Origin of the sequence: Halomonas sp. ML-15, from assembly GCF_014779595.1 — a bacterium.
GTDB lineage: Bacteria > Pseudomonadota > Gammaproteobacteria > Pseudomonadales > Halomonadaceae > Franzmannia.
This window is the reverse complement of record NZ_JACXZT010000019.1, coordinates 2,115,658-2,127,934: the sequence shown is the minus strand read 5'-3', so window position 1 is coordinate 2,127,934 and position 12,277 is coordinate 2,115,658. Positions and strand designations below refer to the sequence as shown.

13 protein-coding genes are annotated in these 12,277 nt (G+C 65.3%); 8 read left to right on the top strand and 5 right to left on the bottom strand.

What is annotated here, in order from left to right; all coding sequences use genetic code 11:
• Positions 1-394: 394 nt before the first annotated feature.
• Positions 395-1,591: a tyrosine--tRNA ligase gene (gene tyrS, locus IEI94_RS21635; protein WP_191169297.1), complete on the bottom strand. Its 1,197-nt coding sequence runs from the start codon at positions 1,589-1,591 to the stop codon at positions 395-397.
• A gap of 132 nt (positions 1,592-1,723) precedes the next feature.
• Between tyrS and IEI94_RS21630 the strand changes: the two genes are divergently transcribed.
• Positions 1,724-2,854: an anhydro-N-acetylmuramic acid kinase gene (locus IEI94_RS21630; RefSeq protein ID WP_191169295.1), complete on the top strand. Its 1,131-nt coding sequence runs from the start codon at positions 1,724-1,726 to the stop codon at positions 2,852-2,854.
• A gap of 19 nt (positions 2,855-2,873) precedes the next feature.
• On the opposite strand, the gene IEI94_RS21625 is transcribed toward IEI94_RS21630, so the two are convergent.
• Positions 2,874-4,010 (bottom strand): PilT/PilU family type 4a pilus ATPase, encoded by a 1,137-nt coding sequence (locus IEI94_RS21625; protein ID WP_191169292.1) that lies wholly within the window; start codon positions 4,008-4,010, stop codon positions 2,874-2,876.
• A 35-nt stretch (positions 4,011-4,045) separates the two neighbouring features.
• Positions 4,046-5,080 (bottom strand): type IV pilus twitching motility protein PilT, encoded by a 1,035-nt coding sequence (locus tag IEI94_RS21620; RefSeq protein ID WP_191169290.1) that lies wholly within the window; start codon positions 5,078-5,080, stop codon positions 4,046-4,048.
• 35 nt (positions 5,081-5,115) lie between these two features.
• Here IEI94_RS21620 and IEI94_RS21615 point away from each other — a divergent pair, with 35 nt between their 5' ends.
• The 5 genes from IEI94_RS21615 to IEI94_RS21595 are packed head-to-tail and all read left to right on the top strand — an operon-like array spanning position 5,116 to position 8,707.
• Positions 5,116-5,823 (top strand): YggS family pyridoxal phosphate-dependent enzyme, encoded by a 708-nt coding sequence (locus IEI94_RS21615; protein WP_191169287.1) that lies wholly within the window; start codon positions 5,116-5,118, stop codon positions 5,821-5,823.
• Between the two features lie 49 nt (positions 5,824-5,872).
• A complete protein-coding gene (locus tag IEI94_RS21610; protein ID WP_191169285.1) occupies positions 5,873-6,463 on the top strand; it encodes a YggT family protein in 591 nt (196 codons plus the stop codon).
• Positions 6,464-6,486: 23 nt separating this feature from the next.
• On the top strand, positions 6,487-7,641 hold the full coding sequence (gene metX / locus IEI94_RS21605; RefSeq protein WP_191169283.1) for a homoserine O-succinyltransferase MetX: 1,155 nt from the start codon (positions 6,487-6,489) through the stop codon (positions 7,639-7,641).
• A complete protein-coding gene (metW, locus tag IEI94_RS21600) occupies positions 7,641-8,240 on the top strand; it encodes a methionine biosynthesis protein MetW (RefSeq protein WP_191169281.1) in 600 nt (199 codons plus the stop codon). The genes metX and metW overlap by 1 nt, the downstream gene beginning before the upstream one ends.
• A gap of 17 nt (positions 8,241-8,257) precedes the next feature.
• On the top strand, positions 8,258-8,707 hold the full coding sequence (locus tag IEI94_RS21595; RefSeq protein ID WP_191169279.1) for a DUF4426 domain-containing protein: 450 nt from the start codon (positions 8,258-8,260) through the stop codon (positions 8,705-8,707).
• Here IEI94_RS21595 and sfsA read toward each other — a convergent pair.
• A complete protein-coding gene (gene sfsA, locus IEI94_RS21590; RefSeq protein ID WP_191169277.1) occupies positions 8,704-9,453 on the bottom strand; it encodes a DNA/RNA nuclease SfsA in 750 nt (249 codons plus the stop codon). The two genes, IEI94_RS21595 and sfsA, sit on opposite strands and share 4 nt — an antisense overlap.
• Complete coding sequence (locus tag IEI94_RS21585; RefSeq protein WP_191169275.1) at positions 9,453-10,622, bottom strand: aminotransferase class I/II-fold pyridoxal phosphate-dependent enzyme; 1,170 nt, start codon at positions 10,620-10,622, stop codon at positions 9,453-9,455. The genes sfsA and IEI94_RS21585 overlap by 1 nt, the downstream gene beginning before the upstream one ends.
• 244 nt (positions 10,623-10,866) lie before the next feature.
• Between IEI94_RS21585 and dksA the strand changes: the two genes are divergently transcribed.
• Positions 10,867-11,304, top strand: a complete 438-nt coding sequence (dksA, locus tag IEI94_RS21580; RefSeq protein WP_076746118.1) for an RNA polymerase-binding protein DksA — start codon at positions 10,867-10,869, stop codon at positions 11,302-11,304.
• A gap of 81 nt (positions 11,305-11,385) precedes the next feature.
• Complete coding sequence (gene gluQRS, locus IEI94_RS21575) at positions 11,386-12,273, top strand: tRNA glutamyl-Q(34) synthetase GluQRS (protein WP_191169272.1); 888 nt, start codon at positions 11,386-11,388, stop codon at positions 12,271-12,273.
• Positions 12,274-12,277: the final 4 nt, after the last annotated feature.

Sequence of the window (12,277 nt, the reverse complement as noted above, 5' to 3'; positions counted from 1 at the left end):
TCAAGCCGTGGCGCTCACTGCAGAACCGATTACGCCGATTCCCTAGAGCCACGCTCGTGCGTCTTGCGACGCGCCGTTCGAGCGAGGTGCATTCTACCGTTTCCGGCGGCTCTGTCAATCGCCTTTCCTCTCGAACCGACAAGAAAAACCCAACAAAACCAACTGTTTGCACCTCTCTCCACCGCCACCAACGTGTGCCCGTCGGCAGCAGCGGATGCGTACTTTAAGGGTTTCGACTCAGCCTCGCAAGACCTCGACGAAGAAAAAGTCATCCACAGACAGTCGCCGGCCACCGCCTGTGGATAACGAGACGCGCAGCCCTGGTGCCTCACAGACAGCAACGCCCGCACAGGGCGGGCGTTGTTGGCACAACGGCGGCAAGCGCGAACTCGAGCTAGCGGATGGTCACCCGCGCATAGCGCTTCTTGCCTGCCTGAATGACATAGGCCTTGCCGGCAGCCAGCATATGATCGCGTGCCACGACCTCACCATCGACCTTGACCCGACCGTTGCCGAGCATGTCCTTGGCCTGGGCACTGTTGTTAGAGAGGCCGGAACGGTTGAGCACCGCGGCAATGGGCGCCTGCTGGCCGTCGAAGTCGACCTCGACCTCGGGCAGGTCCTCGGGTAACTCCCCCTCGGCGAGCTGGTTGCCCGCCGACTTGTGCGCGTTGGCCGCCGCCTCTTCGCCGTGGTAGCGGGCAATCAGTTCACGCGCCAGCACCATCTTGATATCGCGCGGGTTGGCGCCCCGCTCGGCGTCGCGCTTGAGCGCCGCGATCTCCTCGTTACTCTTCAGCGACAGCAGCTCGAAATAGCGCCACATCAGGCTATCGGGCAGCGATACCAGCTTATTGAACATCGCGCCGGGCGCCTCATCGACGCCCACATAGTTGCCCAGCGACTTGGACATCTTCTGCACGCCGTCGAGGCCTTCTAGCAGCGGCATGGTGATCACCACCTGGGGCTCCATGCCGAAGTGCTTCTGGATTTCACGACCCATCAGCAGATTGAACTTCTGGTCGGTGCCGCCCAGCTCGACATCCGCCTCGAGCGCCACCGAGTCGTATCCTTGCACCAGCGGGTAGAGGAACTCATGAATCGAAATCGGCTGACCGGCCTTGTAGCGCTTGTCGAAGTCATCGCGCTCGAGCATCCGCGCCACCGTGCTCTGGGCTGCCAGCTCGATCATCTTGGCTGCCGACAGCTCGCCGAACCACTCGGCATTGAAGCGCACCTCGGTCTTGTCCGGATCGAGAATCTTGAAGACCTGCTCACGATAGGTGTCGGCGTTGGCCTTGACCTCTGCTTCGGTGAGCGGCTTGCGGGTGACGTTCTTGCCGGTGGGATCACCGATACGGCCGGTAAAGTCGCCGATCAGGAAGATGACCTCATGGCCCAGATCCTGGAACTGACGCATCTTGGTCAACAGTACGCTGTGGCCCAGATGCAGGTCCGGCGCCGTGGGATCGAAGCCCGCCTTGATACGCAGCTTGCGGCCGGAGGCGAGCTTCTTCTTCAGCTCCTCTTCCAGCAGAATCTCATGGGTGCCACGCTGCAGCAGCGCCAGGGCGCTCGCGACATCGGTCATCGTCTCCTACTCCCGTCAAGGCGGTGAATCAGGCCAAGTTGGCTCGCAAAATGATGCGCAATGGTAGCATGTCTTATCGATCATCGGTGACGCCCTCACCGCCTACGTCAGGCCACTCGCAGGGAGCCTTGCATGCCACGATTTCTGGGATTGATGTCGGGCACCAGCCTCGACGCCATCGATGCGGCGCTGCTGCATATCGACACCGCGGGCCGGCTGAGCCTCGGCCAGACCCTCGCCGAGCCGCTGCCGTCACCTCTGCGCCGGCGGCTGCTCGCACTGTGCCAGGCCGAGTCCGCGAGCTTTGCCGAACTGGCCTACCTGGAGGATGCCTTCTGCCGGCACCAGGCCGCGGCGGTGAGCCAGCTACTCGACGCAGCAGGCCTGAAGGCGAGCGATATCGACGCCATCGGCAGCCATGGCCAGACCCTCGAGCACGCGCCCTACGGTCATGCCGACGGACCCGCCTATACGCTGCAGCTCGACAATCCCAGCCTGCTGGCCGAGCTCACTGGCTGCCGCGTGGTTGCCGATTTCCGCCGCCGCGACCTGGCGGCCGGCGGCCAGGCCGCCCCGCTGGCCCCAGCCTTTCATGAGGCGGTGTTCCGTCACCCCGATGAGTGGCGACTGGTGCTCAACCTGGGCGGCTTCGCCAATCTGACCCTGCTACCGCCACTGGGCAGCGACGCCGAGGTGATCGGCTTCGACACCGGCCCCGCCAATGCGCTGCTGGATGCCTGGCATCAGCGCCACCGCGGCGGCAGCTTCGATGCCAACGGCGCCTGGGCGGCGAGTGGCCAGGTCGATGTGCTGCTGCTCGAGCGCCTGCTCGGCGATGACTACTTTCAGCGCCCACCGCCCAAGAGTACTGGACGCGAAGTCTTCCATCTCGACTGGCTGGACTCACACCTCAGCGGACACGAGGCCCGCGCGGATGTCCAGGCCACCCTCGCCGAGCTTAGCGCCGTCAGCATTGCACGTGGCGTCGAGCTCGCGCGCAGCACCTACGCTACCCCTGCACCAGCGAGAGTGATCCCCTGCGGCGGCGGCGCGCGTAACAGCGACCTGATGGCACGCCTGGCCGCACACCTGCCGGGCATCACGGTCACCGCCGCCGATCAGCTTGGCTGGCCCGCCGACTGGCTCGAAGCCGCGGCTTTTGCCTGGCTGGCCTGGCGACGACTCGCCGAACTCCCCGGCAGCTTGCCCTCAGTCACCGGCGCCACCGGCCCACGGATACTGGGGGGGGTCTACGCGGCCTAGGCCCCCTCACGTCGCCCCCTCAGAAATCATCCTCGTCGCGCAGCTTCAGGTGCCCGGCATCATCCTTGAGCTGCTGAAGACCGGCGCTGTCGCCGAATTTGATCATCAGCCGCAGGTCATTGGCCGAGTCGGCGTGCACCAGGGCCACCTCCTGGCTGATTGCGCCCTCGCGGTAGAGGTCGTAGAGCGCCTGGTCGAAGGTCTGCATCCCCAGATCCCGGGAGCGCGCCATGATGTTCTTGATCTCGCCGACATCTCCCTTGCGGATCAGGTCACTGATCAGCGGCGAGCGCAGCATGATCTCGATCGCCGCACGACGCCCGCCATCGAGGGTCGGCAGTAGCTGCTGGGCGACAATCGCCTGCAGATTGAGCGACAGGTCGAGCCAGATCTGATCATGGCGCTCGGCCGGGAAGAAATTGATGATGCGGTCCAGCGCCTGGTTGGCGTTGTTGGCGTGCAGTGTGGCCAGGCACAGGTGGCCGGTCTCGGCAAAGGTCAGCGCATGCTCCATGGTGTCACGGGTCCGCACTTCGCCGATCAGGATCACATCCGGCGCTTGGCGCAGGGTGTTTTTCAACGCCACCTCGAAGGACTCGGTATCGATGCCCACCTCGCGCTGGTTGATGATCGCCTTCTTGTGCGGATGGATATACTCGATGGGGTCCTCGATGGTGATGATATGCCCCCCCAGGCTTTCGTTGCGCTGCTGAATCATCGACGCCAGGGTGGTCGACTTGCCGGTGCCCGTGCCGCCCACCACGAACACCAGGCCGCGCTTGATGCCGACCAGATCGCCCAGAGCCATGGGCAGGGATAGCTCCTCGAGATGCGGGATATCGAAGGCGATACGGCGCAGCACCATGGCTGGCTGATTACGCTGTTGGAAGGCACTCACACGAAAGCGTCCCTGCCCCGGCAGGCTGAGGGCGAAGTTGGCCTCCTGCTCGGCGGCAAAGCGCTGGCGCTGATTGTCGGGCATCGCCGCCTTGACCAGCTCGCCGACTTGGGCCTGAGTCAACCCCTGCTCGCCCAGCGCAGTAAGCTTGCCGGCCACTTTCAGGGTCGGCGGCGCACCGACGGAGATCAGCAGATCAGAGGCCTGCTGCTCGACGATGATCTGCAGCAGCTGCTGCAACCATTCATTGGCGGTCATGGTGTCCCCTCGCGCGCATCAGATGATTATTAGAATCAGGCACCCAGGGTGCCCTTGGCCTTGGCTTGGGCTTCTTCACGGGTCACCGAGCCATCGCTGATCAGGCGCGCCAGCGACGCATCGAGGGTCTGCATGCCCAGGTTGCCACCGGTCTGGATCGCCGAGTAGATCTGCGCCACCTTGTCCTCGCGGATCAGATTACGCACCGCCGAGGTGGCCACCAGGATCTCGTGGGCCGCGATGCGCCCACCACCCTGGCGCTTGAGCAGCGTCTGCGATATCACTCCCTGCAGCGACTCTGAGAGCATCGAACGCACCATGGACTTCTCGTCGCCGGGGAAGACATCGATGATGCGGTCGATGGTCTTGGCCGCCGAGGTGGTATGCAGGGTGCCGAACACCAGATGACCGGTCTCTGCCGCCGTCAGCGCCAGGCGGATGGTTTCCAGGTCGCGCATCTCGCCGACCAGAATCACGTCCGGATCCTCGCGCAGGGCGCTGCGCAGCGCCGGGGCAAAGCCATGAGTATCACGGTGCACTTCACGCTGGTTGATCAGGCAACGCTTGCTGCGGTGAACGAATTCCACCGGATCCTCGATGGTCAGGATGTGGTCATAGCGGGTGTCGTTGATGAAGTCGATCAGCGCCGCAAGCGTGGTACTCTTGCCCGAGCCGGTTGGTCCGGTGACCAGCACCAGACCACGCGGCAGCAGGGCCAGGCGCCGAAACACATCGCCCAGCCCCAGGTCTTCCATGGTCAGCACCTCGGAGGGGATCGTGCGGAATACCGCTCCGGCACCGCGGCCGTGATTGAAGGCATTGACGCGGAAGCGCGCCACCCCCGGCACCTCGAAGGAGAAGTCGGTCTCGAGGAACTCCTCGTAGTCGCGGCGCTGGCGATCCCCCATGATGTCGTAGATCAACTTGCGTACTTCGCGGTCGTCCATGGCCGCCACGTTGAGGCGGCGAATATCGCCATCGACCCGGATCATCGGTGGCAACCCCGCCGAGAGATGCAGGTCAGAGGCGTTCTGCTTTGCCGAAAACGCCAGCAATTCGGTAATATCCATGGACTTTCCCCGCTCCCAGTAAGGTCGCTATCAGTATGACAGAGGTTGCCATTGACGAGACACTCGAGGCCGCGCGCCAGCGTCTGGCGCGAGCGCTGGACGCGGCGGGGCGCCACCCTCGGGCTGCCGAGCTGCTGGCGGTGAGCAAGACCAAGCCGGCAACGCTGATTCGCGCCGCCTACGCCAGCGGCCAGCGCGCCTTCGGCGAGAACTACCTGCAGGAAGCACTGGACAAGCAGCAAGCGCTGGCCGACCTCGACGACATCGTGTGGCATTTCATCGGCCCACTGCAATCCAACAAGACCCGCCAGGTCGCCGAGCACTTCGCCTGGGTACACAGCGTTGACCGTGACAAGATCGCCCGCCGGCTCAGCGAGCAACGGCCTGAGCAGCTACCGCCACTGAACATCTGCCTGCAGGTCAATATCAGCGACGAGCCCACCAAGGCCGGCGTGCGCCTCGCTGATCTGCCGGCGCTGGCCGAGGCAGTAATGGCGCTGCCGCGCCTGCAACTGCGCGGCCTGATGGCGATCCCGGCTCCCTGCGATGATCCACAGCACCAGCGCGTGCCCTTCGCACGCCTGCGTGAAGCCCTCGAGGAGCTCAAGACACGCCACCCCGAGGCGCCGCTGGACACCCTGTCGATGGGCATGAGTGACGATCTGGAAGCGGCCGTGGCCGAGGGCGCGACTCAGGTTCGGCTGGGCACCGCAATCTTCGGCCAACGGCCGCCACGAGACTGACCCGGCCACGCGCCGCCAACAACCAACACCCAACTGCAAGGAGCCCCGCATGGGCAATCAACTGGGAAGCGCAGGACTGCTACTGGTCAACACCCTGGTCAATATCTACCTGTTCCTGATGATGCTGCGCTTTCTGTTGCAGGCATCCCGCGCCGACTACTACAACCCCATCAGCCAGTCGGTGGTCAAGATCACCCAGCCGGCGGTGCGCCCCTTCCAGGGGTTGCTTAGCCCGATAGGCCCCTTCGACCTGGCGACGCTGGCCTCGGCCTTCCTGATCAAGGCCGTCAGTATCGTGGTGATCCTGCAGATTGCCGGCTTCGGCATGCCACCCATTGCCGGCACCGCCATCGCCAGCGTCGCGGCCCTGGCCAACGCCATCCTCAAGATCTACTTCTTCGCCCTGATCGCCATGATCATTCTCAGCTGGGTAGCCCCCAACGCCAGCCACCCTGGCGCATTGCTGATCATGCAACTGGTCGAGCCGATCATGGCGCCGGTGCGCAAGGTGATTCCGCCGTTGGGCATGATCGATCTGTCGCCGATCGTAGTGTTTATCGGCATCAGCCTGATCGACAGCGTCCTGGTCGGTGCATTGACCCGTGCCGCCGGCATCCCAGGCGCACTGGTCGGCCTGTGACAGTCAAGGAGTCGACACGCCCGATGTCCGCATTCGCTCCCGATTCGGTCGGCCTGGTGACGCCGCAGACGGCGCACTTCGACGATCCGCTGGCGCTGGCCTGTGGCCGCACCCTGCCCCACTACGAGCTGGTCTACGAAACCTACGGCACGCTCAACGCCGCGCGCAGCAATGCGGTGCTGATCTGTCATGCGTTATCCGGCCATCACCACGCCGCCGGCTACCACAGCAGCGAGGAGCGCAAGCCCGGCTGGTGGGATGCCCACATCGGCCCCGGCAAGTCGATCGATACCGACCGCTTCTTCGTCGTCTCGCTCAACAATCTCGGCGGCTGCCACGGCAGCACCGGCCCGACCAGCGCCAACCCAGACACCGGGCGCCAGTGGGGGCCCGACTTCCCGATGATCACCGTCGAGGATTGGGTGCACAGCCAGGCACGGCTGGCCGACCGGCTAGGCATCGAGCGTTTTGCCGCGGTGATCGGCGGCAGTCTCGGCGGTATGCAAGTACTGCAGTGGACGCTGGCCTACCCCGAGCGCATCGCCAACGCCGTGGTCATTGCCGCCACGCCCAAGCTCTCGGCGCAGAACATCGCCTTCAACGAAGTGGCGCGTCAGGCGATCCGTTCCGACCCCGATTTCCATGACGGCTGGTATGCCGAGCACGCCACGCTGCCCAAGCGCGGCCTGAAGCTGGCACGCATGGTGGGACATATCACCTATCTGTCTGAAGACGCCATGGGCAGCAAGTTCGGTCGCGACCTGCGCACCGACGACCTCAATTTCGGCTTCGACGTGGAGTTCCAGGTCGAGTCCTACCTGCGCTACCAGGGCGACACCTTCTCGACCTCGTTCGACGCCAACACCTATCTGCTGATGACCAAGGTCCTCGACTACTTCGACCCCGCGGCCAGCCATGGTGGCGACCTGGCCCGTGCCCTGGCGCCGGCCAGCTGCCCTTTCCTGGTGGTCAGTTTTACCACCGACTGGCGCTTCACCCCGTCGCGCTCACGGGAGCTGGTCAACGCGCTGATTCGCGCCGGCAAGCGGGTCAGCTACGCCAATATCGACTCGCCCCACGGCCACGATGCCTTCCTGCTGCCCGAGCCGCGCTACCGGGCGGTATTCTCTGGTTTCATGGACCGCGTGGCGCGCGATCTCGACCTGGAGGGCCACTGATGCGCGCCGACCTTGCGCTGATTCATCGCTGGGTGCCCGAGGGCGCCCGCATTCTCGACCTCGCCTGCGGTGACGGCACCCTGCTCGACGCCCTGGCCCGCGACAAGGGCGTCACCGGCTACGGCCTGGAGATCGATCCAGAGGGCATCACCGCCTGTATCGAGAAAGGCGTCAACGTCATCGAACAGAACCTCGACGACGGCCTGGCCAACTTCGACGACGATGCCTGCGACCTGGTGATCATGACCCAGGCGCTGCAGGCACTGCGCCGCCCCGACCTGATGCTCGATGAAATGTTGCGGGTCGCCGGGGAGTGCATCATCACCTTTCCCAACTTCGCCTTCTGGCGGCACCGCGCCTACCTCGGCTTCAAGGGCTATATGCCGGTCTCAAAGACGCTGCCCCACGCCTGGTACGATACCCCCAACATTCACCTCTCGACCTTCAACGACTTTGAACGCCTGTGTCGCGACAAGGGTCTGATCATCACCGATCGTGCCGTGGGCAACGGCGGCGGCGAGGGCAACTGGACCACCCGGCTGTGGCCCAACCTGTTTGGCGAGACGGCGATCTTCCGGGTCAGTCGCCGCACTCAGTGAGGATAAGGAGGATAAGCATGCGCACGACCATCCTGGCCGGGTTCGGCCTGGCCATGTGGCTGCTGAGCCCGCTGGCCAGCGCCCAGCAGTACGAGCAAGTCGGTGACTATCAGGTCCACTACAGTGCCGTGAATACCAGCTTCCTCAGCGACGAGGTGGCAGAAGCCTATGGCATCCAGCGCAGCCGCGGCCATGCGCTGCTCAACGTCAGCGTGGTCGAGGAGCAGGACGACGGGACGACCCAACCGGCCAATGTCGCCGTCAGCGGCAGCGTCGGCCCGCTGTCGGGAAGCCAATCGGCGCTGGCGTTTCGCAACGTGCGCGGCGACGACGATACCCGCGTCCAGATCGCCACATTCCGCATCCAAGACGACGAGCCGATGCGCTTCGATCTCGACGTGACCTACGACCGCAACCGCGATCCGCAGCGAGTCAGCTTTATCCAGCGCTTCTATATCGAGCGCTAGGATATGGTGTCGAGGGTGCGCTCGAGCACCACCGGCAGCCGCTCGGCCAGGCGGATCGCCCGCGGCACCCCCGCTTCGCGCTCGAGCGCACAGCGATAGGCCAACACCTCGACGCCCCGTGCGGCGACCTCGCGCAGCGTCGCGGCATAGGCCGGATCGAGGTGCGCCGCCGGCGCCACGCTATCGATCCCTTCATGGGCCACGCAGAACAGCAGCACCGCCCGCGACCCCTCGGCGGCGAGCCGCGCCAGCGTCTCGAGGTGCTTGCGGCCGCGGGTACTCACCGCATCGGGAAAGTAGCCGTGGCCGTCGCTCTCCTTGAGCGTAACCTGTTTGACCTCGACGTAGGTGGTGGCGCCGTCGGCGGCGGTGAGCCGAAAATCGAGGCGCGCATCGATCACCGTCGCCTCGCGTTTGAGCGAGGCGAATCCCACCAGTGGCGCGACCACACCACCCCGCAGCGCCTCCTCGACGATGGCGTTGGCACGCCCGGTCTGTACCGAGGCGCTGGCCAGGCGGCCATCCGCCTGGGGCAGCTCGATCAACTCCCAGGTCCAGGCCAGCTTGCGCTTGGGGTTGTCGCTGGGTGATAGCCACACCCGGCAGCCCGGCACGTTGACCGCACGCATCGAGCCGGTATTAGGGCAGTGGGCCACCACCACCCGCCCATCCTCGAGCTCGACATCGGCGAGAAAGCGTTTGTAGCGACGCCGCAAAATGCCGGGCACTAACGCCGGGTACTCCATCACGCCTCCTGGCGGCGGTGCAAAAAACGCTCGAGGCGCATCAGCGCCTCCTCGAGCCTGGCCACGTCGTTGGTGAAGGCGATGCGCACGTGGTGTTCGCCGCCGCGCACGGCAAAATCGATCCCCGGCGTGATCGCCACCCCCTCCTCTGCCAGCAGGCGGCGGCAAAAAGCCTGGCTGTCACGACTGTAGCGGCTGATATCGAGCCACACGTAGAAAGCGCCCTGGGGCGCTAGCGAAGGCGCCAGCCCGAGGCGTGCCAGGCCGGCGAGCAGGGCGTCGCGGCGGCGCCCGAGCTCGCCACGCTGCGCCTCGAGGATCTCCCGGCACTCGGGGGTGAAGGCCGCCAGCGCGGCGTATTGAGACGGCGTCGCCGCAGCGAGAAAGACGTTCTGCGCCAGCCGCGTCAGCGGCTCCACCGCTGCCTCAGGCGCCACCAGCCAGCCCAGCCGCCAGCCGGTCATACCGAAGTACTTGGAGAAGCTGTTGACCACGAACGCCTCGGGGGCCACGGCGGTGGCCGAGAGCGGCGCGAGGTCGTAGCTCAAGCCCTGATAGATCTCATCGACCAGCAACTCGCCGCCGCGCGCCGCGACCGCCTCGGCGACCGCCGTGAGCTGAGCGGCATCGAGCATGTGGCCGGTAGGATTGGAGGGCGAGGCGAGCATCGCCAACCGCGTGTCGTCGCGCCAGTGGCGTTCGATCAGCGCCGCGTCGAGCTGCCAGCCGCTGTCGTCGCCGACCGTCACGCAGTCGAGTTCGGCGCCGGCCATGCTCATGAAGTGGCGGTTGCAGGGGTAGTTGGGATCGGCCATCAGCACTCGGTCACCGCGCTCTACCAGCAGTTGACTGGCCAGCAGCAGCGCCCCGGAGGCGCCCGGGGTGACGATGATCCGCGACGGATCCACCGCCGCGCCGAAGTGCTCGCGGTAGTGGTCGCTGATGGCCTCGCGCAGCGCCAGCAGCCCGGCCGCCGGCGTGTAGCGCGTGCGCCCTTCGGCCAGTGCCTGCTGGCCGGCGGCCACCACCGGCGCCGGGGTGGCAAAATCGGGCTCGCCGACCTCCAGATGAATCACATCGGCCCCCGCCGCCTCCAGGGCCTGGGCCTCCTCGAGCAGGCCCATCACGCGAAAAGGCTGCACGCCCGCCAGCCGGCCACTCCACCGCATGTCATCCTCCTGCATCTCGCTACGTATTGGCACCTTGGCACCGATGTTGTGGTCAAACGCCTAGTGTAAGCGGACTCACCCGCCTTGCGCAGCGTCAAGAACAGCATCGATAAGTGCCATTACGATACAGGCAGTGGTTGCAAAGGCGGCGTTTTTTCGCTAAACAAGCAAACCTTTGGCGCAAGTCTCTCTCAGCTTGGGTCAGGGTATTGTTCAGCAGTCACACAAGTAACGAGGCAGTCCCATGCCAGTAGCAGCCAAGAAAACGGAAGCGCCCAAGAAATTCACCCCGTACGAGCCGGCGGCAGGTGAAGAGTATATGAACGAGAAGCAGCTCGAGCACTTCCGACAGATCCTGCTGGGCTGGAAACAGGAGCTTATGGAAGAGGTCGACCGCACTGTGCGGCACCTGCAGGAGGAGGCCAACAACTACGCCGACCCAGCGGATCGTGCCACTCAGGAAGAGGGCTTCAGTCTCGAACTGCGCACCCGCGACCGCGAGCGCAAGCTGCTCAAGAAGATCAACGAGACCATCGACAAGATCGATGAGGATGACTATGGCTTCTGTGAGGCCTGCGGCGTCGAGATCGGTATCCGCCGTCTCGAGGCGCGCCCCACCGCCACCCTATGCGTCGACTGCAAGACGCTGGCCGAGCTCAAGGAAAAGCAGCTGGGCGGTTAATGTCATGTGCTTGGTGCGATTGTCTTACGCCAACGGGCACCCCATGGGTGCCCGTTTGTCTGTCTGGCGTACTACGCAGCCATGAGCCTCTATCGCGGACGCTTCGCCCCGACGCCTTCAGGCCCCTTGCACTTCGGCTCGCTGGTGGCGGCGCTGGGTAGCTTCCTGGATGCCCGCCATGCTGGCGGCGAATGGCGGCTGCGCATCGAGGATGTCGACCCACCGCGCTGCCCACCAGGCGCCGCCGACACCATACTCCACCAGTTGGAGGCCTTCGGCCTGCACTGGGACGGCGACGTGGAGTACCAGCGTCAGCACGATGCGGCCTATCAGGCCGCTCTCGAGCAACTGGTCGACGCCGGCCTCGCCTACCCCTGCAGCTGCTCGCGCAAGCAGTGGCGCGACTACGCCATCTACCCCGGCTGGTGCCGCCACGGCGTCAGTGAGCCCGACAAGCCTCAGGCCTGGCGACTGCGCAGCGACCTGGGGCTGCGCCCGGTGATATGGCACGACCGCCTGTTCGGCCTCCAGCACTTCGACCCAGCCGAGCTCGGCGACGTAGTGCTCAAGCGCAAGGACGGGCTGTGGGCCTACCAACTGGCAGTGGTGGTCGATGACGCCGCCCAGGGCATCAGCGACGTGGTGCGCGGCCTCGACCTGCTCGACAACACCCCATGGCAGCGCCAGCTGCAGGCCGCACTGGGCTATCCCGAGCCACGCTACCTGCACCTGCCGCTGATCGTCGCCGCCAACGGCCAGAAGCTCTCCAAACAGAACCTCGCCCCGGCGCTGCCCCATGACGACAGCGCGGCACTGCGTCGCCTGCTGCACCGGGCACTGCTCGCCCTCGATCAGGCACCTGACTCGACGGCAGCCGAGGCGCCGGTGGCCGAGCAGCTGGCCAGCGCCATACGACACTGGGATCCACGCCGCCTCAGCCCCGAGCGCCACCGCCGCGACACGAGCTGATACC